Raw genomic sequence first — 24,723 nt, 5'->3', positions numbered from 1 at the left:
GGCGGCCGGTCAGGCGGCGCTGACCGCGGCCTTACCCTGCCGGCAGGTGCTGGGCGGGATCGGGTTCACCGCCGAACACCCGCGGCACCGGCACCTGAGCCGGGTAGTCGTCCTAAACGGACTGCTGGGCTGTGCACGGAAGTTGATTCGTCAGACCGGGGCGCTGTTGCGCGCGGAGGCCGCGGCGCCCCGGCTGGTGCAGCTGTGACTCACCAGGGCAGTGGACCGTTGGCGTCGAAGTAGCCCCCGGTCGGGCCGTCGGGACCGATCTGCGCCATGCGGATGATGATCTCGGCGCCCTGTTCGACGGTCCGCGTGCCGGTGTTGTCGTTCAGGTCCGTCTTGATGAATCCGGGCTCGACGGAGTTGATCCGCATGTCCGGGAACGCCTTCGCGTACTGCACGGTGAGCATGTTGACCGCGGTCCTGGACGCCGGGTAGGCGACGCCCGGTAGAAGTGTGTGGGATGCCCGGGGTCGGAGAGGTTGGTCAGCGAGGCGAGGCCGCCGGTGACGTTGACCACGACCGGTGCGCCCGATCGCTGCAACAGGGGCAGGAAGGCGTGGGTGACGCGGACGACGCCGAAGACGTTGGTCTCGAAGGTCTTCCGCATCTGGTCGGCGGTCACGGTCGCTGCGGTGGGCACACTGTGGGCGTCGGCCCTGCTCGCGATTCCGGCGTTGTTGATCAGTACGTCGAGGCCGCCGTCGGCCTCGACGGTCTTGGCCGCGGCCTCGACCGTGGCGTCGTGGGTGACGTCGAGGAGGACGAACCGTGCGCCCAGCTGCTTGGCGGCCCGGCGTCCGCGCTCGGCGTTGCGGGCACCCACGTAGACGGTGTGACCTGCGGCGATGAGTTGGCGGGCGGTCTCGTGGCCGATGCCCTTGTTGGCTCCGGTGATCAGTGTCGTCGTCATGCGTCCAGACTGCGGCGCGGTGGCATGACTAGCCAGGAGACCCTTCTTCCTGGAACTGCGAGTACCAGGCACATGCGGGGCCGGCGGTGTTCACTGGGGCACCTGACGGCGACGGAATCCGGACAGGCGCTGCGGCGCTGGCGCGACCGGGTCGCCCCGGAGGCGGCGGGTTGCCCTCCGGTGGCCACCGGCGCGCGGTCGGTCTGCGGCGCGAGGAGCTGGCCCTGCTGGCCGGGATCTCGGTCGACTACATCACGCGCCTCGAACAGGGCCGGGCGGCCAATCCCTCCGGGCAGGTCATCGAGGTACTGGCCCGTGCGCTGCGGCTGTCGCGGGACGAGGGAATCTACCTGTTCGGGCTGGCGGGGCTGATTTTGAACTCACCGAACAGGAGTGGGAGTTACTCGATCCGCTGATACTGCGGACTTCGACGGGTCGACCGCGTATGTCGGACCGGGCAAGTCCGCAACGGGATGGTCTACCAGATCAGGAACGGGATTTCCTGGCGTGACCTGCCGGAACGCTATGGCCCGTGGCGGACCCTCTACACCCGCTTTCGCCGCTACGCCCTGGACGGCGTGTTCACCCAGGCCCTTCAGCGAATCCAGGCCAAGGCCGACGCGGTCGGCGACATCGACTGGCTGGTGCAGATCGGCTCCACCATCGTCCGCGCCCACCAGCACGCCGCCGCGACGGGCCGAAGAGGTGCCTCTATGGGCTTGGTCAAGCTGTAACCGGGGTGGGCGATTGGTAGAAGGTGGCGTCGCGGAAGATGGCGAAGAGGACGTCGATGCGGCGTCGGGCGAGTGCGACGAGGGCTGCGGCGTGGTGTGTCCCCTCGCGACGTTTTCGGTCGTGACAAGCACGGGACGAGGGTTGGGAGGGCGAGGCGGACGCGGCGAGGTAGAAGGCCCGTTTGAGCTGCTCATTGCCGGGTCGGGAAAGGTGTTCGCCGCGGATGGAGGAGCCGGAGTTCCTGGTCATGGGTGCCAGAAGGTAACCGGGATCCACCGGCCGGACGAACCGGACGATCACGCCCTCGGCCGGTCCCGAGGAGGCCTGACCGCCGGGCCGGTGCGGACGACGGCCTGGTCGCCGTGGGGACCGAACAGGTGCAGGATTTCCACCGCTTCGGCGCCGGCGGGGCCGAACCAGTGGGGTTCACTGGTGTCGAACTCGGCCACCTCGCCCGGCCGTAGAGTGATCTCGCGCTCTCCGAGGATGAGGCGGAGCTCGCCGGCGAGCACGTAGAGCCATTCGTAGCCGGAGTGGGTTACCAGTCTCGGTTCCCGGTGGGCGAGCACCTGCTTGAAGACCTGGACCCGGCCCGGGTACTGCGTCAGCGGGACCAGCACACTCCCGTGCTCCCGGCTCCGGGGCTTGAGATGGACTCGCGGATCACCGGTGGCCGGAGCAGTCACCAGTTGGTCCAGCGCGACGCGGTGGGCCCGGGCGAGCGGGATGAGGAGGTCGAGCGTCGGACGCCGCCGGCCCGACTCCAGGCGCGACAGCGTGCTCACCGAGATTCCGGTGTCCCCCGCGAGGGTTTCGAGGGTGAGGCCGCGGTCGCGCCGTAGGGCCCGCAGTCGTGGCCCGATGCTGTCGATGAGTTCCGCGAGTTCGGTGTCCATGCGGCCATTTTGCAGTCTTCGCAAAATCTCTGGGCCCTGCCCCTGCCCCTCCCCGAATCTGGCGGTAGCCGATCCCGTTGAAGGGGGACCTCCCATGCTCACGACATCCCTGGCCACTCCACCCTCCCCGCTGAGCGCACGCCGGCGCTGGACCGTGCTGGCCGTCTGCGCGCTCAGCATGTTCCTCGTGGGTGTGGACACGACCATCGTCAACGTAGGCCTGCCCGAGATTGGGCACGGCCTTGACGTGGGCACCCGCGGTCTGGAATGGGCGGTCAACGCTTACACCGTGGTCCTGGCCAGTCTCCTCATGGTTTCCGGCGCGCTCGCGGACCGCTTCGGACGGCGCCGCGTCTTCCAGTGCGGACTGCTCGTCTTCGGCCTGGCCTCCCTCGCGTGCGCCCTCGCTCCGTCACTCGGCGTGCTCGTCGCCGCTCGGGCCGTCCAGGGGGTCGGGGCCTCCATGCTGAGCCCCGTGGCCCTGGCGATCGTGGTGAACGCGATGCCCGACCCACGGGAACGGGCCCGGGCGATCGGCGTATGGGCGTCGGTCTTCGGGCTCAGCATGGCGGCAGGCCCGGTCACCGGCGGGGCGCTCATCGCCGCGTTCGGCTGGCGTTCGGTGTTCTGGATCAACGCGCCGGTCGTCGCCGCCGCCCTCGTCCTGGTCGCCGTGTTCGTGCCGGAATCCCGCGCACAGCGCGCCCGGCGCCTCGACCTGCCCGGCCAGGTGCTCCTCACCGTGGTCCTCTTGCTCTTCGTCGGCGTCCTCATCGAAGGACCCGGCATCGGCTGGGCCTCACCCACGGCCCTCATCGGCTACGCCCTGATCACGGCCGCGACAGCCGGGTTCATCGTGGTCGAGCTGCGCCGCAGCGAACCCCTCATGGACCTCGGCCTCTTCCGCCGACCGCCGTTCGCGACAGCGGTGCTCGGCGCCATGGCGGTGTTCGTCGCACTGAACGTGACTCTGCTGCTCAACACCCTCTACCTCCAGCACGCCCGCAGCTGGACACCGCTCGAAAGCGGTGCCGCCACCCTGCCCATGGCACTCGGGGCCACCCTGTGCGCGACCTGGTCCGGCGCCCTGGTCGCACGCTTTGGACCGCGGCGTCCGCTGATCCTCGCGGGCGCCTTCACCACGGCCGGCGGTGTGTGCCTGATCAACCTTGACCAGGACACGAGCGTGCCGCTGCTCCTCCTCGCCCACCTCCTGATCGGCATCGGGTTCGGCTTCGCCAACGCCCCCCTCACCAATACCGCGGTCAGCGGCCTGCCGCCCTCCCGGGCCGGCGTGGCAGGGGCCGTCACCTCCACCGCCCGCCAGGTCGGTGCGGCCATCGGCATCGCCGTCGCCGGAGGCCTCGTCGCGGGCGCCGGCCCCAACAGCCTCGCCGCCGCCTCCCGTCCGGGATGGCTGCTCGTGGCGGCCTGCGGGCTCTTCCTCTTCGCCGTCGCGCGCGCCTCACAGCCCGTAGCCGTCGACACCCTCCAACCGAGTGCAGACTCCATGCAGGGTGCCCTCAAACCGCAAAGCCGACGAGCTTGACCAGCGTCCTGTCAATTGAGTCCTCCCAAGACGACTATCCAGAGGGGGGTACGGGCCGCTGATGTGGGTCGGGTCGGGCAGCACGGTCTGGAGATCGTCATTGGCGTCGCCTAGAGCTTTGAGGTTCACCGGGAGCCGGTCGGCAAACGCGTCACCGCCCGTATCGCCCTGCCCGGCGGCCCGGGCGGCGACATTATCGGACGGCGCCCCCTGGAGCAGCTGTGACCCCGGCCCGGGAACTACACGAAGTCCCACCGAAGGTGGTTGAAGGGCTCACGGCTTGGCGGACGGCGGGGTAGCAGCGGGATGAACAACATCGGTCCAGAAGACACTCAGCACGGGATAGCCATACGCCAGGTATATCTGAATGGTCCTTTCCGGAGCTTCACCCGGACGCTTGTCCTTCCCTTGGGCTTGCTTCAGGGGCCGTTGGCAGCGTCACCCGGTCGGGGTGAGCCGGTGCCGGGCCTTCCCTCGTGAAGGTGGGCACGCGGTTATTGATCACGCGGCGAGCGTGAGTTTAGCGGCGTGGTGTCGGTGTTCGTATTCGTCGGGGCTGAGGTGGCCGTTGGCGGAGTGCCGGCGGCGGGTGTTGTAGCGGGTCAGCCAGGCGAAGACGGCCCTGCGGCAGGTGTCGGCGTCGCCGTAGTCGTGGGCGCCCTGGAGGGTCTCGCGTTTCAGGGACGCGTGGAAGCCTTCGCAGGCCGCGTTGTCGGCGCTGGTGCCGGCCGCACCCATCGACCGGGTCACCCCGAACTGGTCACAGAGACCGGCGAAGGCCCGGGAGACGTATTGGGCGAGTTCAACCGGTCGTTGCAACACCGGGCTGTTGCAGCGAGCGTAGCTGTTCTTCGAAGACCTCGGCCGGTGTCCGCCAACCCAGGACTTTGCGGGGCCGGTTGTTGATCGCCATGGCGACGGCTTCGAGGTCCGTGGACGACCAGCGGGAGAGGTCGGTGCCCTTCGGGAAGTACTGACGCAGCAGCCCGTTCGTGTTCTCGTTTGTCGGTCGTTGCCAGGGCGAGTGCGGATCGGCGAAGAACACCTTCGTCCCGGTGTCGAGAGCGAACTGGGCGTGGCCGGAGAGTTCCTTCCCTCGGTCCCAGGTGAGGGTCTTGCGTAGCTGCTCGGGCAGGTGCGTCATCGACGTGGTGAGCGCCGCGTTCATCGCGATCGCGCCATAGCCTCCGAGCGAGGGGCCGTTCTTCGCGGGTGTCCTTTCGCCCCAGCCCTCCAGCCGGGGCAGGTGTACCAGGAGTGTGGAGCGGCTGCTGCGCTCGACAAGCGTGCCGATCGCGGAGCGGCCCGTCCCGATGATCAAATCGCCTTCCCAGTGTCCGGGGACCGCGCGGTCTGCGGCCTCGGCGGGGCGTTCGCTGAGGACGACGTCCGCGGTGACATGCCCCTGCGGTTTGTTCTGCGACCGTGCGCGGGGAGTCCGCAGCGCCCGGCCGGTGCGCAGACACGTGACCAGTTCCCGCTTGAGCGCGCCACGGCCTTCGATGAACAGCGCCTGGTAGATCGCTTCGTGGCTGATGCGCATGGACCCATCATCGGGGAAGTCGACATGGAGTCGATGCGAGATCTGCTCCGGGCTCCATGCCGTCGCCCATCGTCTGTCCTGCCGGTGCGGCTTGTTCAGCCCCTTCCATGCAGGCGTCCTGGGCCCGGTGACGATCGTGTTGTCGGGGCGGCGGACGCTGCCGGCGAGCCGGTCCTGTACGTTCTCACGCAACCTGTCGTTGCCTGTGAGTTTCGCGGTCTTCGGGCGCTTGGCGGCCTGCTGTGCTTTCCACTGGGCGACCGTCGCGCGGTACTCCTGCTTGCCGCCGCGCGTGGCGGCGTTGCGGCGCAGTTCGCGAGAGATCGTTCCGGGGTCACGCCCCAGGGCGCGGGCGATCTCGCGCACGCCCTTGTTCATCGCCCTGAGGATCGCGATCTCCTCGCGCTCCTCGAACGCGAGGTACCGGCCCGTGGGCTCGGCCAACGAGATCGGAGGCATGCCGCCAGCGTGACGAAACCACCTCGCACCCACCGGCCACGACACGCCGACCGCCAACGACGCCTCCACCGTGGTGACCCCCGTGGCGATCAGCCGCCAGAACTGGCGCTGCACGACTCGAGACGGATCAGGCCTCCCCGGCGAACGCATCGCCGGCCGCAACGCATGATCAGCGCGCCACTGCCGACGCCGACCCTCCGGGACATCGCTGGTCTTCAAACTCCAGTCCGCCGTGGCCACGTCGCACACCTCCGAGATCAAAGTGTTGCGACGACCAGTTGAATTCACCTTGGGCTCCGTGGTCGGAGTGGAATACCGCCCCGCTAAGGCTGCCCCGGGTGCGGACGGCCATCCGCAGTGCGTCGGCGACCAGGCCGGTGCGCATGTGGCCGGCGATGGACCAGCCGACGACCTTGCGGCTGAAGCAATCCAGCACGGTCGCGAGATAGAGGAACTCCCCGGTTTCCAGGGGGAGATAGGTGATGCCGCCCATGTATTTCAGGCCGGGTTCGGTGGCGGTGAAGTCCCGCTGGAACAGATCCGGGACCGGTGAGGTGGCCGGGTCCGGGACGGTGGTGCGAACTCGTCTGCGCAAGCGATGGTGGCGAGCCTGGACGGACAAGGACCCACCCTCCAAGCCCTGATCGACGCGGTCACCACCGGACACGGCATTGACCTCTACCGCCGAATTTATCGAACTACCGGTAAGGGCACGCCAGGGGCACGACGCTCCACGGCGGGCTGGGTGGTCAACCACGCCTGCGTCGGCTCGAAACTCAGCTCATGGATGGTTGATGGGGGTGCCGCCGCCGGCGGCGGCAGTTCGTACTGCTGACGTCGTCCGGCTGTCCACGACGTCGGTGTCTCGGGCTGTGTGAAGGTGCTCGCGCCGGTGCGGCAGGTACGGGCAGATGTCAGTCGATGCGTGCGCAGAGGCTGTCCTTCGTCCCGTGCACCAGGTTCACGGCCTTGTACCCGACGGAGCTGATGTCCATGGTGTACACCCCGTCGATGATGTACAGGCCGCGCGGCAGGTTGCCCTTGCCCTCGCCGATACCGACCAACACCGGGCCGTGCGCGGCCCAGAACTGAGAGCCGCCGGTTCGGTGCTCGACGATGGCCGAGCCGCTCGCGTCGGCGTCGTAGAAGGCACCGGTCTCGGTGTTCGTGATCCGCACGATCAGATCGCCCTTGTACGCGACGCGCTTCGCGGTTCCGTCGGGGCTGGTGTCCAGCACACGCTTCATCACCTCGTCGATGACGGGCTCGCCGTGAACAGGGAAGTCGCACCGCAGTCCGGCACTGACGTCCCAAGGCGCGGAAGGTGCCGGCTCCCACCCGGTGCCGGCTCGGGCGGACGCGACCGACACGGGCTGTACTCCCAGGAGCACGGCGGCAAGCGCCAGCGGTGCGAGAACGGTTCGTCGCATGACTCTCCCTGGCCAGATGATTGAAAGGAAGGTTCCTGAAGAGGCGCTCGCCAGTTTCTCGCCGGCGTCTGACCAAACTCTCACCATCACCTGCACGGACCGCGGACACTCGGCCGCGTTAGGCTGCCTAGCGCTATGGAGTTCCAGTTGCTCGGTCCGTTCGCCGTCCGCCACGAGGGACGACAGGTGCTGGCGGGCAGCCGCCGCCAGGAGCGGTGCCTGCTGTCGGTACTGCTGCTGCACGCGGGCCGCGCCGTGACGACCGAGCGCCTGATCGACCTGATGTGGAACGGTGATGCGCCCGCCTCCGCCCGCGGCACCGTTCACACCTACATAGGCCGATTACGTGTCGCTCTCAAGCCGTACGGAGTGCGCGTCGAAACCCGGCATGACGGCTACGCGGTCGAGCAGGGCCCTCATACGATCGACGCGCAGGAGTTCACCTTCCTCGTCCGGCAGGCGGCTGATGCCGGTGACCCCGTGGAGCGAGTCCGGCTCTACGACGAGGCCCTCGGTCTGTGGCGGGGCCCGCTGCTCGCGGACGTGGCCGACGACCGGCTGCGCACCCGCCTCGGCGGTCCCCTCGACGAACTGCGCCTCTCCGCTGTGGAGCAGCGAGTGGAGGCGCAGCTCACCATGGGTCTCCACGACCGTGTCGTGGCGGATCTGACACCGCTGGTCGAGGAGCATCCAGGACGGGAACGGCTGGTCGCCGCCCAGATGACCGCTCTCTACCGAGGCGGCCGCCAGGCCGATGCCCTCAACCTGTACCGCAGCACGCGCAAAGTGCTGGTGACCGAGTTCGGCATCGAACCGGGCGCAGAACTGCAGACGCTTCACGACCGCATCTTGCATGGCGATCACCGGCTGGACCGGCCTCCCGGACCGGTCTACGCCGTGCGGGTCGACGACCAATGGTTGCCATGGAGCACGAGCGGACACCCCGCACTGGAGTTCTGCAACACCTATGCGGGCTGGGGCGCGGACCGGCTGCCGGGATCAGAGTGGCTGCGCGGCTACGCCGCGCTTGCCGTGTGGGCTGGCCATATGGACCTGATCGGGGAGCGGTTGGTCACTGGGTTGCGGGAGCAGGCGCTGCGGCACCCCGACGTGGCTGCCACCGCGCTCGCCGAGGCGCGGCAGTTTCGTACGAACCTGTATGCCTGTCTGACCGATCCGGACGACGCCCGTGCCTTCACGGTGGTGGCAGGCACGGTGGAGGACGCTGCCAGACACTCGGTCTTCACCCGTGGCGAGGACGGCCTCGGACGCTGGCAGCCCTCACCCTCCTCCGGTTTGCGGCTGCCTCTCTGTGCGGTTGCCCGCAGTGCGGGCGAATTGCTCGCGGAACCACGACGCTTCACGGTCCGCAGTTGCCCCAGCGAGGACTGCGGTTGGTTGTTCCTCGACGCGAGCGGGCGGCGCAGATGGTGCAGCTTGGCCACCTGCGGCGTCAAACGGACGTCCTTGTCCCCGTTACACCGGACGCGATCAGCGGGGTAGCTGCGCCTTCTGCCGTACAGGGCAGCGAAACGTCTGTCAGACGGTCGAGACGAACGCCTCCGCGAGCAGGGCTACCGGGGCGGCTACTCCATCCTCACCCGATACCTCCGCACCGTGCGGGCCAGGGACTTTCATGTCGTCCTCAAGAGGTCAGCGGCCCGCATTCGTACCCCTTCACGGCGCTTGCGCTGCTCGGCGGTCAGCCCGCCCCCGTCCGGATACCGCATACTTCCGGGCTACCAGACCAAGGCCGACCCTGTCACCGGTCCGACGAAGACCCAGACGCTATAACGCCAAGGTCAGTAAGGGCTTCGCGGCGTTCCTGCGCCAAGACCTCGACGCCGTACTGCTGGACTGACCCTGAACTACACTTCCGGCATCGTCGAGGGGCACGTCAACAGACTCAAAGCGCTGAAGCGGCAGATGTACAACCGGGCCGGACTTCCGCTGCTGCGCAAGCGTGTCCTTCTCGCGTGATCGCGATGACGCCCCGTCACGCTCCACGAAAATCTTGCCTGCACCAGATTCACGGGCGCGCATGCACAGTCAGCAAGCCGGGCGCGTTCTACGCCGATGCGGGATCGGGCGCGGCGAGTTGGGGGCATGCTGGTGGTGCGCTCATGCGCTCATGCGCTCTGCTTCGGTGGCGGGAGGCCGGCCGGTGTTACGCATTCACTTCACGGCGCAAGACCTCGCCCGGACACGGGTGGCCGCGACGATCGGCGTCGCAGCGGAGGTCTATTACAGCCTGGAGCTGCTGGGAGAGAACCGGGAACTTCCTCACTTCCGCACGTGGCGGTCAGCGGTCGCGGGCCGGATGGGAGCGGACACGCGCCCCCTGACGTCCCTGGTTCCGGTGCGCGGCCCGGGGCTTGATCTGCTGGCCTTGATGGGCGATGTGCCCTCTGTGGACCACGCCGTGGACAACCTGCTGCATGCCCCGGTGTCCCGGCTGCGACGCGAGTTCGAGGGTCTCGACTTCCACCCCGGACACCTGCCATGGGCCAGGCGGGTGTGCGAGGGCGACCGCGACGCGCGCCGGGAGCTCGCCGATGCCGTGCGCGCCTGCCATCGGCTGACCGTGGAGCCCTACTGGGATCGAGGTCGGTCCGAACTGGTCGCGCTGTCCACTCGTTGCGCGAACCTGGTGTTGGAGGGAGGCATCGATCTGCTGCTGCGTTCGATCTGCGCACCACTGGTCCGCTGGCGTCCACCGGTGCTCGAAGCTCCCTATCCGCGCCGAGTTGAGGTGCGTCTCCAGGGAAGGGGACTGACCATCACGCCCACGGTCTTCGCGAAGCACCCGGTGAGCTTTCTGTGGGACCCGCTCGATACTGCCCAGCCACCCCGACTGAGCGTGCCGGCTCTCCGCCGGCCGCTGATCGATACCGGGCCGGCGGAAGCGGACGGCTCCGCCATACGGAACCTGGGGTCTCTGCTCGGCCGCACGCGAGCCGCCGCTCTACAGGTGACAGCAGAAGGCTGCACGACGAGCGAACTGGCTCGCCGCCTCAACGTCACGGCGGCAGCGGCCAGTCAGCACGCGACCGTGCTGCGAAACGCCGACCTCATCACCACCAGCCGCCGAGGCGGGTCCGTGCTGCACCACATCACCCCTCTCGGGCTGGCGCTGCTGCGGACCGGCGCCCTGACGGAACCGTGAGGCCCGAGGGCACCGCGGCGTCAGACTGGGCGCGAGACCCGCGCCTGCCGCCCCGGCTCCCCTTTAAGCCGTGACTTAAGAGGTGGGCCACAGGTGGCCGGCCCATCCAGGATGTGAAGCCGCAACCGGCTCACCCCTCTGGAGATCACATGAAGACTCACCTCGCCGCCGCCGTCGCTTCCGTCGTGCTGACCGCGGGCACCCTGCTGGGCGCTCCCGCCGCCGGCGCGCAAACCGCCGCCTATCCGACCAGCCCTTTCTACGTTGATGACGACGAGGGCAGCTACGCCCACGGCACCCTGACCTGGTACAACCGATCGGTCGGCGTCGATGGAACACTCCGGGCCGTCGACTGTCGCAGGGCGTGGTTCGGCGCGTACGGTGCCTCAGGCAAGGAGCTCGGTACCAGGAGCACCGGCACTAAGTGCAACACTACGTATCCGCTCAAGACCGGAATCCCTGCGGATGTGCCCGGGGGCGCCGCGTATGTCATCGTCTGCATTGACGATGCGAACGCGCTGCCCATCGACTGTGAGCGGGTCGACCGGCCCTGACCATCCGACCGGCCGGAAAGTGACGCTGCCGCACCAGCCTCCGGGGCGGAACCACACTCGACGCTCCGGAACTCATCTCGCCGCCGCCGGGTTCCCTCGTGCTGACCACAGGCACCCTTGCCCGGCGGACCAGCCCGGTGGTGCCGCGTACGTCAGGGTCTGTATTGACGATGCGAACGCGAATGCACTCAAGTGCGGGCGGTACAACCGGCCCTGATCTGCCGCGGACCTCCGCCACCATCCATGGACATCGAAGTAAGTCCGCCCAGGTCGGGAAAGTGCGGTGGACTGGATTGATCGTCAAAGGACACGGGCCGGTGAGGATGTCGTGGGTGCCGATGCGGCGCTATGTCCTGCGTCAGAAATGACGAGGCTGAGTTTCTTCTGGACGACGGGCTACACCGTCGCCGCTCTCGACGAGGCGACCCGCCCCGGACCTGCCGGGCAGCCTGTGGCACGCCGAGATCCGGCTCCAGCACACGCACCCGGCCCCGTGGGCCGGCCTCAGACTTGACTTCCGTCCGACGTAAGCCCGCCTAGGATTAGCTCTCCAGCGTCACCGGAGGGGTCCGTTCCCCCGATCCTCGGATGATCAGTTGGGTGGGGACGGTGATGGTGCGGGCGCGGGTGCGATCGCCGTCAAGTCGAGTCAGGGCGGTGGTCGCCGCCGTTCTGCCGATTTCCTCGGGGTCCTGTGCGACGACCGTCAGGGCCGGTTCGAGGGCCTCGGCGAGTGCCAGGTCGTCGAAGGCGACGAGGGCGACGTCCTTGCGCTTGCTGCGGGCCAGTTCGGCGACGATGCCCAATGCCATGATGTTGTTGCCGGCAAAGAGGGCGGTGGGGGGATCGGCCAGGTCGAGGAGCCGGGCGGTCGCGGCCTCGGCGCCCTGCTGGTCGTGGGCGTTGCTGACGAGCGAGCGGTCGTAGGGAATATCGGCTTCCTGCAGCGCTGAGCGGTAGCCGGCCAGACGTTCACGGCGGGTGTACAGCTTGGGGGGCAGGTCGCCGACGAACCCGATGCGCCGGTGACCATGGGCGATCAGGTGGGTGACGCCGTCGTGAGCGCCCGCGCGGTTGGAGCTCACGATGCTGTCGGTGGCGAGTCCGACCCCAGGTCGGTCGAGAAAGATCACGGGCAGACCCGCCGTGCGGTGGGTCTTGAGGTGGGAGTGGTCGGCGCCGACGGACGGTACGACGATCAGGATGCTGATGCGGCGGGCGAGAAACTTGTCCGTCAGCGCGCGTTCGCGGTCGGGGTCATCGGCGGAGGAGCCCATGAGCAGGGTCAGTCCGCGGTCGCGGACGGTGTCCTCGATGGCGCGGGCCACGGCTCCGAAGAAGGGGTTGCCGAGGTCGGGGATGACCAGTCCGATGGTGGTGTCGGGTCCGCCGACGCGGATGTTGCGGGCCATGAGGTTCGGCTGGAAGCCGAGTTTCGCCACGGCGGCGAGGACTTGTTCCCTGGTGTGGGCCGAGGCGGGTCCGTCCTCGTTGAGGACGCGGGAGACCGTTTTGGCGCTGACGCCTACTTCTCGGGCGACGTCTGCCAGGGTGGGGCGGCGGTGCGCTGCCATGGAGGGAACCGTCTCCTGAGGGCTCTCGGTTTCCGGCCGCAGCCTCGGCCGGAAAGCATGAGAGCGGTTGTGGTTGTGCTGTCAGGTGGCTTTGACTCCGGCGGCCTTGGCCGCCTCGGAATCCGCTACGACAGTACCGCCGGCCTCGTCGAGGGTGAGCGCGCCGGTCATGATGGCCACGACCTCCGCCATGGAGTAGTCGGACGGCTTGATGACCGCGGCGCGCCGGCCGAGGCGGTGGACGTGAATCCGGTCGGCGATCTCGAAGACGTGCGGCATGTTGTGGCTGATCAGGACGACCGGCAGGCCCTTGTCCCGGACGCGGCGGATGAGGTCGAGGACCTGGCCGGACTCCTTCACGCCGAGGGCGGCGGTGGGTTCGTCCATGACGACGACGCTGCGGGCCCAGGCGACGGACCGGGCGACGGCTACGGCCTGCCGCTGACCGCCGGAGAGCGTTTCCACCGACTGCGTGAGCGAGCGCAGGCCGATCTTCAGGTCGGCCATGTGCTCAGCGGCCTCCTGACGCATGCGCTTCTTGTCCAGCATGCGAAAGACACTGCCGAGCACGCCAGGGCGCCGCAGCTCCCGCCCGAGGAACATGTTCGAGGCGATGTCCATAGAGGCGGCCACGGCCAGGTCCTGATACACCGTCTCGATGCCGTGGGCGCGGGCGCTCTGGGGTCCGGAGAAGGTGATGGGTTCGCCGTTGAGGAGGATCTCGCCCGCGTCCGGGACCACGGCGCCCGTAAGTGCCTTGATCAGGCTGGTCTTTCCGGCTCCGTTGTCGCCGATGACGGCGAGGACTTCGCCGGGCAGCAGGTCGAAGTCGGCGCCGTCAATGGCGGTGACGTGACCGTAGCGCTTGACCAGGCCGCGGGCCTGCAGGACGGGGGTGGGGGAGGAGGTGGCGGTCATCGGGCCTTCTTCCGGGAGAGCTGGTCGACGGTCACCGCGAGGATCACCAGGACGCCGGTGATCAGCGTCTGGTAGATGGAGGCGACGCCCATCAGCTGAAGGCCGTTGCGGAAGACGCCGACGATGAGGACGCCGATGAAGGTGCCCAGGACCGAGCCGCGTCCGCCGAAGAGGCTGGTGCCGCCGAGGACCACGGCGGTGATGCTGTCGAGGTTGTCGGTCTGGCCGGCTTGCGGGTCGCCGACGCCGGTACGGGAGATGAGCAGGAGCGCGGCGACGCCGTACAGCAGGCCCGCCACCGTGTAGACGCCGATGGTCAGGCGGGAGGTGCGGATGCCGTTCAGGCGTGCCGCCTCCTGGCTGTTGCCGAGGGCGTAGACGTGCCGGCCCCAGCCGGTGCTGCTCAGCGCGTAGGCGAGGAGCAGGAACAGGGCGATGGTGACCAGGGAGCCGTAGGTGATGTCGGTGTGGCCGAGCGGGAAGGTCTCACCCAGGGCGGTCAGCGGGCCCGGGAGGTTGGTGACCGTCTGCTCCTCGGAGTAGATGTGGGTCAGTGCGAATGCCACGTTGAGCATGCCGAGGGTGACGATGAACGGCGGCAGCGGGATCTTCTGCACCAGCAGCCCGTTGAGCAGCCCGAAACCGCCGCAGACGACCAGACCCAGAGCGATGGCGACGAGCGGGGGCAGGGAACCCTCGGCTGCCATCTTGGCGATCACGATGCTGCCGAACGCCATCACGGCTCCGCACGACAGGTCGATGCCCGCTGTGAGGATGATCAGCGTCTGGCCGATCGCCAGCGTTCCTACGACCATGACCTGCTGGACGATCAGCGAGAAGTTCCCGCCGGTGAGGAACTGGTCGGTTGAGAAAGAGAAGAAGATGCAGGCCAGGAGGAGCGCGACCAGCGGGCCGGTGGTCGGCGCCGTGAGCAATCTGCGGGCCGTGGTCGGCGCTTTGAGCTCGGCATATGGCGAGGACGTGCTTGGAGGCTTGGTCGTGGCTGTCATGCGAAGTCCTTGTCGGAAGACAGATGTCCTTGTCGGACGAGGGCCAGAACCCTCGCCGCCGGGACAAGGGGGCGGTCGTCCCTGGTCGGGGAGGCGGGCCGACCGCCCCGCTGAGGCAAGTGGCGGTGTCGTACGGTCCTGGAGGAGGGCAGAGGCTTAGCCCCAGCAGTTCTCCAGGCCGTAGGCGGTGTCCTTGGACGTGACTCCGGCCTGTGCCTTGTCGGTGATCAAGGTGACGCCGGTGTCGGTGTAACCGGACGCCTTCTTGCCGTCCTTGGCGTAGGTCGCGACGGCCTTGACGCCCTCGGCGGCCATCTTCAGCGGGTACTGCTGGGACGTGGCGGCGATCTTGCCGTCTTTGACGGCCTGGGTGCCGGTGCAGCCGCCGTCCACGGAGACGATCAGGACGTCCTTCTCGCGGCCCTTGGCCTTGAGCGCGGTGTACGCGCCCAGGGCTGCTGGCTCGTTGATGGTGTAGACGACGTTGATGTCCGGCTCCTTCTGCAGACAGTTCTCCATCGCGGTCTGGCCCTTGGCCTGGTCGCCGCCGGTGTCCTGGGCGCAGGCGACGTCCTTGTCGGTGGCGCCGAAGCCCTTGAGGAAGCCGTTGTGCCGCTGGACGCCGACGGAGACGCCCGGAGCCAGGTCGAGGGCGGCTATCTTCGCTGTCTTGCCCTTCATGGCGGCTTTGGCGTACTCGCCGATCAGTTCGCCGGCCTTGAGGTTGTCGGTGGCGAAGAGGGCGTCGACCGCGCTCTCCGGGTCGGTCGGGGTGTCCAGGGCGATGACCAGGACACCCTTGGCCTTGGCCTTCTCGATCGCGGGCACGATCGCCTTGGAGTCGCTCGGGGTGATCAGGATGCCCTTCACCCCGGCAGCGACCATGTTCTCGATGGCCGTGACCTGACCGGCGTTGTCCCCGTCGAACTTGCCCGCCGCGGTGGACAGTTGAACACCGTTCTCCTTGGCGGCCTTCTCCGCGCCCTCCTTCATCTTCACGAAGAACGGGTTGGTGTCAGTCTTGGTGATCAGGCCGACCTTGACCTCGCCCGAGCCGGAGCTGGAGGAGCCGGAGCCGGACCCGCAGCCCGTCAGGGTGAGGGCGGCGACGCCCGTGACCGCGGCGGCTCTGAGGAGGGAGGAGGAAAGACGAGTGGTGCGAGACATGATCGACTCCTGTGGGATAGCGAGCGGGCACGGGGGTGGGATCAGAGCGTGCCGCCCGGGGTGTCATCGTTGACTTATGTCATCGTTGACACTTCCTGGCGAGGATGATGGACTCCGGATCCCGGCAACGTCAATGCCTTCCACCCGTCACGAATCGGCAACGTCCGCAGCCGTCGCCGCTGCGCAGCCGGTCAGGGTTGTGTCGCCCGCGACCCCTTTGCCCGTTCTTTCCGAGCTTTTCCGAGGGAGAGCAGCCCATGAGCCCGCGTCAGATCACCGTTCTGGGAGAGTGCGTCGCGGACGCCTTCGCGGAACCGGCAAACGCCTCAAACGAACTCGCCCTACGGGTGCTGCCCGGCGGCGGACCTGCGAACACCGCGGTGGCCCTGGCTCGGCTGGGCACGCCGACCCGCTTCCTCGCCCGCCTGTCCGGGGATGTGTTCGGCCGCCTGTTCCGGGCCCACCTGGAGGCGTCCGGGGTGGACCTGTCGTACGCCGTCGCCGCCGCCGAGCCGAGCACGCTGGCCGTGGCGGAGCTGGATGGCGCGGGGCAGGCCGCGTTCTCGTTCCACGCGCAGAACACGGTCGACTGGCAGTGGACTCCGGGTGAACTGGCCCAGGTGGATCTGTCCGAAACGGCCTGTGTGCACACCGGGTCGCTGGCGCTGGTCCGCGAGCCCGGCGGGGCGGTGGTGGAAGATTTCCTGGCGGCGGCTCCGCGGGCCACCATCAGCATCGATCCCAACGTCCGGCCGCTGCTGGTGCGCCCCGAGGTCTACCGGGCCCGGCTGGCGCACTGGTGCGCTCTCGCCGACATCCTCCGTCTGAGCGAGGACGACCTGGGACTTCTCCTGCCTGGCACTCCGCCCGAGCGGGCGTGCGACACCTGGCACGCCGCCGGGGCGAGGCTCGTCGTGATCACGCTCGGAGCCGGTGGCGCCCTGGTCTCACTCGACGGCGAACGGCTGCAAGTGCCCGCGGTGGCCACGCAGGTCGTCGACACGGTCGGCGCGGGGGACTCCTTCACCGCCGGGCTGCTGCACCACCTCGGCGCCCACGGCCTCCTCGGTGGCCGGCTGGCTGATCTCCGTCTCGACGATGTCGCGGAAGCCTGCCGGTTCGGCACTCGGGTCGCCGCCCTGACCTGCTCGGTTGCCGGTCCCAACCCGCCGTGGCAGAACCAGTTGGCGCAGTTGACGACCGTCGGTGGTGCTTGACGGGCGGGCGAGCCGCGCCGGCCAATTGCGCGGGAACCGTTGACGCATCGGCGGGATGCCGCTCATCATCGGGCCACTCGATGTCATCGATGACACAGTCAACGATGACACCTCTGGTCGGCGACGTGGACGACGCCGCCGACCAGGGCGTCACTTTCGGTCGGTCCACGCCGAGCCTCAGGCTCCGGCCCAGTGGACGGCCCCAGCACAGGAGAGACCATGAGCTCTGGACGTGTATCCCGGCATGCCCACGTGCGGATGATGGCGGCGGTGGTGACCGTCTGCGCCCTGTCCGCCGCCCCGCTCGCCCCTCAGGCCCTCGCTGCAGACGCCCCGCCGTACGCCGAGACCTACCGGCCCCAGTTCCACTTCACGCCGGAGAAGAACTGGATGAACGACCCCAACGGTCTCGTGTACTACAAGGGCGAGTATCACCTTTTCTACCAGTACAACCCCAACGGAAACTCCTGGGGAGACATGTCCTGGGGGCACGCGGTGAGCACGGACCTCGTGCACTGGAAGCAGCTGCCGCTCGCCCTGTCGCACGACGACAAGGAGATGGTGTTCTCCGGCAGCGCGGTCGTCGACCGGGACAACACCACCGGGTTCGGCACCAAGAAGAACCCGCCCATGGTCGCGATCTACACCAGCTCCAACAAGGACACCGGCGTACAGGCGCAGTCGCTCGCCTACAGCACCGACCGCGGCCGGACCTGGACCAAGTACCAGGGCAATCCCGTCCTCGACATCGGCTCCAAGGAGTTCCGCGACCCCAAGGTCCAGTGGTACGCGCCGACCAAGAGCTGGCTGATGACGGTGTCGCTGTCCACCGAACACAAGGTGCAGTTCTACTCTTCCCAAAACCTCAAGGACTGGGAGCTGCAGAGCGAGTTCGGACCGGCCGGCGCAACGGGCGGCGTGTGGGAGTGCCCGGACCTGTTCCCCCTCGCGGTCGACGGGGACCCGAAGAAGACCAAGTGGGTCCTGGTCGTCAACATCAACCCCGGTGGGATCGCCGGAGGCTCGGCCGCCCAGTACTTCGTCGGCGACTTCGACGGCAAGAAGTTCACCGCCGAGGACAAGGGCACCTACACCCCGCCCACCGGCCAGGTGGTGCAGGACTTCGAAGCCACCGACTTCGGTTCGTGGATGACTACCGGCACCGCGTTCGGCCAGGCACCGGCAGCCGGCGCGGTCGAGGGTCAGGGCACGGTCGACGGCTTCGACGGCAAGGGCCTCGCCAACAGCTTCCACTTGGGTGACGGCACCACCGGCACCCTGACCTCGCCCTCCTTCACCGTCGACAGCAAGTACCTGAACTTCAAGGTCGGTGGCGGTCGACACCCGCACGTGGACGGCACGGTCATGGAGCAGGGAGATCCGCCCGCGGGCACGGTCCTCGCCGACTTCGAGGGCGGCACCTACGGCGACTGGACGACCACCGGCGACGCCTTGGGCAGCGCACCGGCCGCCGGCACCCTCCCCAACCAGCAGGAGGTCTCCGGATTCCTGGGAAGCGGCCTGGTCAACAGCTACCTGAACGGCGACTCCACCACCGGCACCCTCACCTCGCCCGAGTTCACCATCGACAAGGACTACGTCAACTTCCTCGTCGGCGGCGGCAACCACCCCGCCGGCTCCGACAACCCCACCGCCGTCGAACTCCTCGTCGACGGCCAGGTTGTCCGCAGCACCACCGGACAGGACGGCGAGGCCCTCAACTGGTCCTCGTGGGACGTCAAGGACCTAGCTGGCAAGAAGGCCCAGATCAAGATCGTCGATGACAACAGCGGCGGCTGGGGCCACCTCAACGTCGACCACATCATGCTCTCCGACACCCAGGCTCAGCCCGTCTCCCAGGAGACGTCCGTCAACCTGATCGTCGACGGCAAGGTCGTCCGCAGCGCCACCGGCTCCAACAGCGAGACCCTGGACTGGGCCTCCTTCGACATGCGCCCCTACGCCGGCAAGGAGGCGCAGATCCAGATCGTCGACATGAACACCGCCGGCTGGGGCCACATCCTCGCCGACCAGTTCACCGAAGCCGACACCGCTGCCAAGTCCGTCGTCCAGCGCGCCGACTGGGCCGACTACGGCAAGGACTACTACGCGGCCGTGTCCTGGGAGAACACGCCGGGCGGCAAGCGGTACATGATCGGCTGGATGAACAACTGGGACTACAGCGGCTCCGTCCCCACCTCCCCCTGGCGCGGCGCCCAGAGCATCCCCCGGGAGATGGCCCTGCGCACCATCGACGGCCGCATCCGGCTGACCAGCCAGCCCGTGAGCAGCGTGACGTCCCTGCGGCAACCGCACGCCGTGTCCGCGTCCGGCATCACCGTCAAGGACACCTCCAAGGCCCTGATCGGCCCCGCGGCCAAGGGCAAGGCCCTCGACATCCAGGCGACCTTCTCCCTCAAGGACGCCGACCGCTTCGGCCTGAAGGTGCGCACCGGTGCGAACGGCGAAGAGACAGTCATCGGCTACGACACCACGACACAGGAGCTGTACGTCGACCGCACCCACTCCGGCGCCGTCGACTTCAACAGCACCTTCCCTGGCATCCAGACCGCACCGCTGAAGGCCAAGAACGGCAAGGTCAAGCTGCGTATCCTCGTCGACTGGTCCTCCGTCGAGGTCTTCGGCGGCAGCGGCGAGGCCGCGATCACCGACCAGATCTTCCCCGACCCCGCCAGCCAGGGAGTGGAGGTCTTCGCCGAGAACGGCTCGGTGAAGCTGGACAAGGCCATCGTCTGGCACTTGGACTCCGCCCACAAGTGACACCCGGAACTGAAAAGGAAGCCAGACCCGTGAAGAAAACCCTGCTCGCCGAGTTCACCGCCCGCGAAGGAACCGAGGACGAGGTCGCCCGCATGATCGGCGACTACGCCCTCAAAGTGCGCGAGGAAGAAGGCAACATCGCCTTCGACGTCTACACCAAGGCAGCCGACCCGCGCGCCTTCTGGATCTTCGAGGTGTACCGGGACGAGGACGCCTTCCAGACGCACCTGAATGCCCCGTACGGCGGCCCGTTCAACGCCGCTCTCGTCCCGCTGATCGAAGAGGACGCCTCCGTGCTGACGTTCCTGAACCCGCTGGGCACGAATTCGTAACGAGCCGTTGACATGAGCCCCCACCGGGGCGCAGTCTCATCCCGCACTCACTTGCCAAAACGATTGGGCACCACATGGGCAGGCGGATCGGGATCAAGGACGTGGCGGCAGCCGCCGGAGTCTCGGTCACGACCGTTTCCCACATCCTCAACGAGGTCGAGGGCAAACGCATCAACGCCGAGACCCGGCAACGCGTTCTGGAGGCGGCCCGGCAACTGGGGTACGCGCCCAACGGGCTGGCCCGCGGCCTGCGGCTGAAGCGGTCGAGCACCATCGGCTTCGTCAGTGACCAGATCGCCACCACCCCCCACGCGGGCCGGATCATCCTCGGAGCACAGGAGGAGGCCGCCAAGCACGACCTGCTGCTGCTCATGCTCAACACGGGCGGAGACCCGGAGCTGGAGCGCAAGGAGATCGAACTGCTGCTCCAGCGCCAGGTCGACGGCGTGCTGTACGCGTCGATGTACCACCGGGTCGTGGAGGTGCCGGAGCAGCTGCGCTCGGTCCCCACGGTTCTGCTCGACGCATGCGCGGACGACCCCGCCGTCCCCTCGGTGGTGCCGGACGAGGTCCAGGGCGGCTACACCGCCGTACACGAACTGCTCCGCCACGGCCACCGCCGTATCGGCTTCCTCAACAACGTCGACGACATCCCGGCCACCCACGGGCGCCTCGAGGGATACCGACAGGCCCTCGCGGAAGCCGGCGTTGCCTTCGATCCCCGGCTGGTGGTGGCCGAGACTGCCTCCGCCGCCGGCGCGTACCGGGCGGCACGCACGCTGCTCCAGCAGGCGGAACGACCCACCGCGTTGTTCTGCTTCGCCGACCGGATGGCGATGGGCGTCTACCACGCCGCCGCTGAACTGGGGTTGTCGATCCCCGCCGACCTGTCGGTCATAGGGTTCGACAACCAGGAACTGATCTGCGACGGCATGTTCCCCGGGCTGACCACCGTAGCCCTGCCGCACTACGAGATGGGAGCGCGGGCGGTCGCACAGCTGCTCGCGCTCACAGGCGCCCCGGACCAGGAACTCCGTCCGGCCGGTCAGGAAATGCTGCCCTGCCCGCTGGTGGCACGGGCATCGGTCGCTTCGCCGCCCCGACTCTGACCTCGGAACGGCGAAGCACCACTGATACAGGCGACCGTCTCTACCGGCCGCCGACACGGTCTTGCAGGACCGTGTCCAGTGACATTGGAGGAACCCAGTGGAATCGAGAACCAGGCGCCTCGCGGTGTCGAGCATAGCCGCCCTCGCCGCGGCGGCGCTTGTAGCTGGCTGCGGCGGCAGTGGGAGCACCGGCTCGTCGGGCGCCGACGGCAACACCCTGACGCTGTGGACGCACAACGCCGGCAACGCTGCTGAGTACGCGGTCGTCAAGCAGGTCGTCAAGGACTTCAACGCCAGCCAGAGCAAGTACAAGGTCAAGATCCAGGCATTCCCCCAGGGGTCCTACAACGACTCGGTGGTGGCTGCGGCCTCCGCCAAGAAGCTGCCCTGCATCCTCGACGTCGACGGCCCCAATGTCCCGAACTGGGCCTGGGGCGGGTACCTGGCGCCGCTGGATCTGTCCACGGGGCAAGTCGCGTTGAAGGACCAACTGCCCAGTACGGTCGGCACGTACCAAGGCAAGACCTACGCGTCCGGCTTCTACGACGTCGCGCTGACCCTGTACTCGCGCAAGTCGGTCCTGAACAAGTACGGCATTCGCGTCCCCACTGTGGACAAGCCCTGGACCAAGGCCGAGTTCGACGACGCGCTCGCTAAGATCAAGGCGGGCGGCAAGTTCGAGAACGCGCTCGATCTCGGCACCGGCGACCCCGGTGAGTGGTGGCCGTACGCCTACTCGCCCATGCTGCAGAGCTTCGGAGGCGACCTCATCGACCGCTCCGCCTACAAGAGCGCCGACGGCGCGCTCAACGGTGACGAAGCCGTCAAGTGGGGCAAGTGGTTCCGCTCGCTGGTCACAAAGGGCTACGCACCGCAGAAGTCCAGCAAGAGCCCCGCCGACGACTTCCGCAACGGCAAGACCGCCATCCAGTGGGACGGCAGCTGGTCGGCCCAGGCCAACATCGACAAGTTCGGGTCCGACCTGGCGATCCTCCCGCCGGTCGACTTCGGCAGCGGACCGAAGATCGGCGGAGCCTCCTGGCAGTGGGGCATGAGCTCGACCTGCTCCAACAAGGAAGGCGCCCAGGCGTACCTGAACTTCTCCCGGCAGACGAAGTACTTCGTCGACTTCGCCAAGGCCACCGGCACCATCGCCGCCACCAGCGCGGCGGCACAGCAGGTCAAGGGCTACGAGACGGGCGGCCAGTTCAACGTCTTCCTGAAGGAAGCGCAGAAGTTCGCGGTGGTCCGGCCCGTCACCCCGGCCTACCCCTACATCTCCACGGTGTTCTCCAAAGCAGCCATGGACATCCTGGCCGGCGCCGACGTGAAAGGCGCCCTGGACCAGGCCGTCAGCCAGATCGACAACAACCTGTCGACCAGCAACTACTCCACCGGCAGCTGACTGCCTCCGCCCGTCCCGGCGGAGGCAGTTCCTCCCCTCCGCCTCCACCTCCGCCGGGGCACGTACCTGCCTGGATGTCTCATGGCTACCACAATGTCGTCAATGTTCACCCGGCCGAGCGCCGCTGACGCCCCACCCAGCCGACGCGCAACGCAGGGCCGTGCACGGCGCGGGGAAAGCCTCGCCGCACTCGGCATGGTGAGCCCCGCCGTCTTCCTGCTGTTGCTGTTCTTCGTCATCCCGGTGGTACTGGCCTTCGCGCTGGCGTTCACCAACGCCCGCCTGGTCTCCCCGATCCCGGCCCAGTTCACCGGCCTGCAGAACTTCCGCACGCTGCTGGACGACCCGCTGTTCTACAAGTCGCTGCGCAACACCTTCTGCTTTGCCGCGGTTGTCGTCCCGCTGCAGGGCGGCCTGGCGCTGCTGCTCGCCCTACTCGTCAACGCCAAGGTCAAAGGCGTCAACTTCTTCCGCACCGTCTACTTCATCCCGGTCGTCACGTCTATGGTGGTGGTGTCCATCCTGTGGACGTTCATGTACCAGAAGACCGGGCTGGTCAACGAGCTTATCTCCCACCTCACCCTCGGCCTCGTGCACGGACCGGACTGGCTGAACAACCCGTCCACATCCATGCCCGCCATCATCCTCATGTCCGTCTGGCAAGGCGTCGGCTTCCACATGATCATCTGGCTGGCCGGCCTCCAGACCATCCCGCAAGACCTGTACGAGGCAGCCGACATCGACGGCGCCACCCGCTGGGTGCGCTTCAGATACGTGACCTGGCCCGGCCTGCGCACCACCCGCACATTCGTGCTCATCACCATCACGATCGCCGCGTTCAGCCTGTTCGCCCAGGTCAGTGTGATGACACAAGGCGGGCCCCTGGACTCCACCACCACGGTCGTCTACCAGGCCGTGCAGACCGGATACGCGCAGCAGCAGACCGGATACGCGTCCGCGATCTCCCTCGTCTTCTTCGTACTGGTGCTGGCCGTCTCCCTCGTACAACGTTTCCTCACCCGGGAGAAGGACTGACATGACCTCCGCATCCCCCACCCCCGCACGCCCGGGCCACCAGAGGTCGCTGCTGCGCTCACTCGCCGTGCAGGCGGCGCGCATCGCGCTCGCTCTGTTCTTCGCCTTCCCGATCGTGTTCATGCTCGTGTCGTCACTCAAGCCCGACCAGCAGATCTTCGGCGACCTGGACGGCGTCAAGGCGTTCCTGCCGGTCGGTCACCTGTCCTTGGACAACTACAGCGGAGTCTTCGACCGGGTGCCCGCCGCCCGGTTCCTGCTCAACTCCATCGGGATCTCCGCCGTGACCGTCGTGCTGGGGATCTTCGTCAACAGCCTCGCCGCCTTCGCCCTGTCACGGATGCGGTGGCGCGGCAAGAAGATCGTCCTCACTGCCGTGATCGCGACGCTGATTGTGCCGTTCGAGACCTTCGCCCTGCCGCTGGTCTGGTGGGTCAACCAACTGCCCTGGCTCCAGGTGAACGGCTTCCACTTCACCATGGCCGAGGGCTGGCTCGACACCTACCAGGTGCAGATCCTGCCCTTCGTCGCCAACGCCTTCTCCATCTTCCTGTTCCACCAGTACTTCCAGAGCATCCCCAAGGAACTCGACGAAGCCGCCGTGATCGACGGGGCGAGCTGGTTCGGCATCTACCGGCGCATCGTCATGCCGCTGTCCGGCCCGGCGATCGCCACGGTGGCCATCCTGACCTTCCTGCCGGCCTGGAACTCCTACCTCTGGCCCCTGATGGTCGTCCAGAGCGAAGACTTGCGCCCGGTCATGGTCGGAATCCAGTACTTTTTCCAGCTCAACCCATCCTGGGGCCAGATCATGGCCTACTCGTCGATGATCACCGTGCCGGTGCTCGCGCTGTTCGTGGCCTTCCAGCGGGCCTTCGTCAGCAGCATCGCCTCCAGCGGCCTCAAGGGCTGACCTCCGCCGGACCC

The 24,723-nt window shown here is 67.8% G+C and carries 19 protein-coding genes and 7 pseudogenes; 14 read left to right on the top strand and 12 right to left on the bottom strand.

The genetic code is table 11. The annotated features are described in order from the left end of the window. Nucleotides 1–209: 209 nt before the first annotated feature. Nucleotides 210–916: pseudogene (locus QQS16_RS00970) on the bottom strand (SDR family NAD(P)-dependent oxidoreductase). 102 nt (nucleotides 917–1,018) lie between these two features. Between QQS16_RS00970 and QQS16_RS00965 the strand changes: the two are divergent. Then, nucleotides 1,019–1,305, top strand: a pseudogene (locus QQS16_RS00965) (helix-turn-helix domain-containing protein); the annotation flags it as partial. 78 nt (nucleotides 1,306–1,383) lie between these two features. Then, nucleotides 1,384–1,650, top strand: a pseudogene (locus QQS16_RS00960) (transposase); the annotation flags it as partial. Here QQS16_RS00960 and QQS16_RS00955 read toward each other — a convergent pair. Both QQS16_RS00955 and QQS16_RS00950 read right to left on the bottom strand, forming a co-directional pair. Continuing rightward, nucleotides 1,640–1,909 (bottom strand): annotated as a pseudogene (locus tag QQS16_RS00955) (transposase); the annotation flags it as partial. The pseudogenes QQS16_RS00960 and QQS16_RS00955 sit on opposite strands and share 11 nt — an antisense overlap. 38 nt (nucleotides 1,910–1,947) lie before the next feature. After that, on the bottom strand, nucleotides 1,948–2,547 hold the full coding sequence (locus QQS16_RS00950) for a helix-turn-helix domain-containing protein (RefSeq protein ID WP_286059601.1): 600 nt from the start codon (nucleotides 2,545–2,547) through the stop codon (nucleotides 1,948–1,950). A gap of 94 nt (nucleotides 2,548–2,641) precedes the next feature. On the opposite strand from QQS16_RS00950, the gene QQS16_RS00945 reads away from it, so the two are divergent. Both QQS16_RS00945 and QQS16_RS00940 read left to right on the top strand, forming a co-directional pair. Beyond that, a complete protein-coding gene (locus QQS16_RS00945; RefSeq protein WP_286059599.1) occupies nucleotides 2,642–4,096 on the top strand; it encodes an MFS transporter in 1,455 nt (484 codons plus the stop codon). A gap of 51 nt (nucleotides 4,097–4,147) precedes the next feature. Beyond that, nucleotides 4,148–4,321: pseudogene (locus QQS16_RS00940) on the top strand (ATP-binding protein); the annotation flags it as partial. 276 nt (nucleotides 4,322–4,597) lie between these two features. Here QQS16_RS00940 and QQS16_RS00935 read toward each other — a convergent pair. The 4 genes and pseudogenes from QQS16_RS00935 to QQS16_RS00920 all read right to left on the bottom strand — a co-directional run bounded on the left by QQS16_RS00935 (nucleotide 4,598) and on the right by QQS16_RS00920 (nucleotide 7,528). Then, nucleotides 4,598–4,915, bottom strand: coding sequence for an integrase core domain-containing protein (locus QQS16_RS00935; RefSeq protein ID WP_286059597.1), 318 nt, complete (start codon nucleotides 4,913–4,915; stop codon nucleotides 4,598–4,600). Continuing rightward, nucleotides 4,899–6,317: an IS30 family transposase gene (locus QQS16_RS00930; RefSeq protein ID WP_502963879.1), complete on the bottom strand. Its 1,419-nt coding sequence runs from the start codon at nucleotides 6,315–6,317 to the stop codon at nucleotides 4,899–4,901. Before QQS16_RS00930 ends, QQS16_RS00935 begins: the two co-directional genes overlap by 17 nt. A 70-nt stretch (nucleotides 6,318–6,387) precedes the next feature. Further along, a pseudogene (locus QQS16_RS00925) lies at nucleotides 6,388–6,693 on the bottom strand (DDE-type integrase/transposase/recombinase); the annotation flags it as partial. A gap of 319 nt (nucleotides 6,694–7,012) precedes the next feature. Continuing rightward, nucleotides 7,013–7,528 (bottom strand): hypothetical protein, encoded by a 516-nt coding sequence (locus tag QQS16_RS00920; RefSeq protein ID WP_286059595.1) that lies wholly within the window; start codon nucleotides 7,526–7,528, stop codon nucleotides 7,013–7,015. 135 nt (nucleotides 7,529–7,663) lie between these two features. On the opposite strand from QQS16_RS00920, the gene QQS16_RS00915 reads away from it, so the two are divergent. Beyond that, nucleotides 7,664–9,031, top strand: a complete 1,368-nt coding sequence (locus tag QQS16_RS00915; RefSeq protein WP_286059594.1) for an AfsR/SARP family transcriptional regulator — start codon at nucleotides 7,664–7,666, stop codon at nucleotides 9,029–9,031. 146 nt (nucleotides 9,032–9,177) lie between these two features. On the opposite strand, the pseudogene QQS16_RS43780 reads toward QQS16_RS00915, so the two are convergent. After that, nucleotides 9,178–9,258 (bottom strand): annotated as a pseudogene (locus QQS16_RS43780) (helix-turn-helix domain-containing protein); the annotation flags it as partial. A gap of 479 nt (nucleotides 9,259–9,737) precedes the next feature. On the opposite strand from QQS16_RS43780, the gene QQS16_RS00910 reads away from it, so the two are divergent. Both QQS16_RS00910 and QQS16_RS00905 read left to right on the top strand, forming a co-directional pair. After that, complete coding sequence (locus QQS16_RS00910) at nucleotides 9,738–10,694, top strand: ArsR/SmtB family transcription factor (RefSeq protein WP_286059592.1); 957 nt, start codon at nucleotides 9,738–9,740, stop codon at nucleotides 10,692–10,694. 149 nt (nucleotides 10,695–10,843) lie between these two features. Continuing rightward, on the top strand, nucleotides 10,844–11,248 hold the full coding sequence (locus tag QQS16_RS00905; RefSeq protein ID WP_286059590.1) for a hypothetical protein: 405 nt from the start codon (nucleotides 10,844–10,846) through the stop codon (nucleotides 11,246–11,248). Between the two features lie 542 nt (nucleotides 11,249–11,790). Here the strand turns inward: QQS16_RS00905 and QQS16_RS00900 are convergent. From QQS16_RS00900 to QQS16_RS00885, 4 genes are all read right to left on the bottom strand, one after another. Beyond that, nucleotides 11,791–12,822 carry a LacI family DNA-binding transcriptional regulator gene (locus QQS16_RS00900; protein ID WP_286059588.1) on the bottom strand — a complete coding sequence of 344 codons (1,032 nt, stop codon included), beginning with the start codon at nucleotides 12,820–12,822 and terminating at the stop codon, nucleotides 11,791–11,793. 81 nt (nucleotides 12,823–12,903) lie between these two features. Beyond that, on the bottom strand, nucleotides 12,904–13,740 hold the full coding sequence (locus QQS16_RS00895) for an ATP-binding cassette domain-containing protein (RefSeq protein WP_286059586.1): 837 nt from the start codon (nucleotides 13,738–13,740) through the stop codon (nucleotides 12,904–12,906). Next, on the bottom strand, nucleotides 13,737–14,750 hold the full coding sequence (locus tag QQS16_RS00890; RefSeq protein WP_286059585.1) for an ABC transporter permease: 1,014 nt from the start codon (nucleotides 14,748–14,750) through the stop codon (nucleotides 13,737–13,739). The genes QQS16_RS00895 and QQS16_RS00890 overlap by 4 nt, the downstream gene beginning before the upstream one ends. A gap of 156 nt (nucleotides 14,751–14,906) precedes the next feature. After that, nucleotides 14,907–15,917, bottom strand: a complete 1,011-nt coding sequence (locus tag QQS16_RS00885; RefSeq protein WP_286059583.1) for a sugar ABC transporter substrate-binding protein — start codon at nucleotides 15,915–15,917, stop codon at nucleotides 14,907–14,909. Between the two features lie 257 nt (nucleotides 15,918–16,174). Here QQS16_RS00885 and QQS16_RS00880 point away from each other — a divergent pair, with 257 nt between their 5' ends. The 7 genes from QQS16_RS00880 (at nucleotide 16,175) to QQS16_RS00850 (ending at nucleotide 24,709) form a co-directional block, all read left to right on the top strand. Beyond that, complete coding sequence (locus QQS16_RS00880; RefSeq protein ID WP_286059581.1) at nucleotides 16,175–17,134, top strand: carbohydrate kinase family protein; 960 nt, start codon at nucleotides 16,175–16,177, stop codon at nucleotides 17,132–17,134. 219 nt (nucleotides 17,135–17,353) lie between these two features. Beyond that, a complete protein-coding gene (locus tag QQS16_RS00875) occupies nucleotides 17,354–19,915 on the top strand; it encodes a GH32 C-terminal domain-containing protein (protein ID WP_286059579.1) in 2,562 nt (853 codons plus the stop codon). A gap of 29 nt (nucleotides 19,916–19,944) precedes the next feature. Next, a complete protein-coding gene (locus QQS16_RS00870; RefSeq protein WP_286059577.1) occupies nucleotides 19,945–20,247 on the top strand; it encodes a putative quinol monooxygenase in 303 nt (100 codons plus the stop codon). A gap of 74 nt (nucleotides 20,248–20,321) precedes the next feature. Beyond that, the gene (locus QQS16_RS00865) at nucleotides 20,322–21,356 is read left to right on the top strand and encodes a LacI family DNA-binding transcriptional regulator (RefSeq protein WP_286059576.1); all 1,035 of its coding nucleotides are present in this window, start codon (nucleotides 20,322–20,324) and stop codon (nucleotides 21,354–21,356) included. 124 nt (nucleotides 21,357–21,480) lie between these two features. Then, nucleotides 21,481–22,761 carry an ABC transporter substrate-binding protein gene (locus tag QQS16_RS00860; protein ID WP_286059574.1) on the top strand — a complete coding sequence of 427 codons (1,281 nt, stop codon included), beginning with the start codon at nucleotides 21,481–21,483 and terminating at the stop codon, nucleotides 22,759–22,761. Nucleotides 22,762–22,956: 195 nt separating this feature from the next. Then, entirely contained in the window at nucleotides 22,957–23,796 is an 840-nt protein-coding gene (locus QQS16_RS00855) for a carbohydrate ABC transporter permease (RefSeq protein WP_286059572.1), read from the top strand. Between the two features lies 1 nt (nucleotide 23,797). Next, nucleotides 23,798–24,709 carry a carbohydrate ABC transporter permease gene (locus QQS16_RS00850; RefSeq protein ID WP_286059570.1) on the top strand — a complete coding sequence of 304 codons (912 nt, stop codon included), beginning with the start codon at nucleotides 23,798–23,800 and terminating at the stop codon, nucleotides 24,707–24,709. Nucleotides 24,710–24,723 lie beyond the last annotated feature (14 nt).

The sequence above is a fragment of the Streptomyces sp. ALI-76-A genome, assembly GCF_030287445.1.
In the GTDB taxonomy this organism is placed as follows: Bacteria; Actinomycetota; Actinomycetes; order Streptomycetales; family Streptomycetaceae; genus Streptomyces.
The sequence above is the reverse complement of the archived record's forward strand: the minus strand, read 5'-3'. Positions and strand labels throughout refer to the sequence as shown.

Excerpts from the sequence above, each read along its gene's own strand:
- QQS16_RS00905 (WP_286059590.1), top strand. The coding sequence starts at position 10,844 with ATGAAGACTCACCTCGCCGCCGCCGTCGCTTCCGTCGTGCTGACCGCG.
- QQS16_RS00895 (WP_286059586.1), bottom strand. The coding sequence starts at position 13,740 with ATGACCGCCACCTCCTCCCCCACCCCCGTCCTGCAGGCCCGCGGCCTG.
- QQS16_RS00880 (WP_286059581.1), top strand. The coding sequence starts at position 16,175 with ATGAGCCCGCGTCAGATCACCGTTCTGGGAGAGTGCGTCGCGGACGCC.
- QQS16_RS00865 (WP_286059576.1), top strand. The coding sequence starts at position 20,322 with ATGGGCAGGCGGATCGGGATCAAGGACGTGGCGGCAGCCGCCGGAGTC.
- QQS16_RS00850 (WP_286059570.1), top strand. The coding sequence starts at position 23,798 with ATGACCTCCGCATCCCCCACCCCCGCACGCCCGGGCCACCAGAGGTCG.
- QQS16_RS00875 (WP_286059579.1), top strand. The coding sequence starts at position 17,354 with ATGAGCTCTGGACGTGTATCCCGGCATGCCCACGTGCGGATGATGGCG.
- QQS16_RS00950 (WP_286059601.1), bottom strand. The coding sequence starts at position 2,547 with ATGGACACCGAACTCGCGGAACTCATCGACAGCATCGGGCCACGACTG.
- QQS16_RS00855 (WP_286059572.1), top strand. The coding sequence starts at position 22,957 with ATGGTGAGCCCCGCCGTCTTCCTGCTGTTGCTGTTCTTCGTCATCCCG.
- QQS16_RS00900 (WP_286059588.1), bottom strand. The coding sequence starts at position 12,822 with ATGGCAGCGCACCGCCGCCCCACCCTGGCAGACGTCGCCCGAGAAGTA.
- QQS16_RS00885 (WP_286059583.1), bottom strand. The coding sequence starts at position 15,917 with ATGTCTCGCACCACTCGTCTTTCCTCCTCCCTCCTCAGAGCCGCCGCG.
- QQS16_RS00890 (WP_286059585.1), bottom strand. The coding sequence starts at position 14,750 with ATGACAGCCACGACCAAGCCTCCAAGCACGTCCTCGCCATATGCCGAG.
- QQS16_RS00945 (WP_286059599.1), top strand. The coding sequence starts at position 2,642 with ATGCTCACGACATCCCTGGCCACTCCACCCTCCCCGCTGAGCGCACGC.
- QQS16_RS00920 (WP_286059595.1), bottom strand. The coding sequence starts at position 7,528 with ATGCGACGAACCGTTCTCGCACCGCTGGCGCTTGCCGCCGTGCTCCTG.
- QQS16_RS00915 (WP_286059594.1), top strand. The coding sequence starts at position 7,664 with ATGGAGTTCCAGTTGCTCGGTCCGTTCGCCGTCCGCCACGAGGGACGA.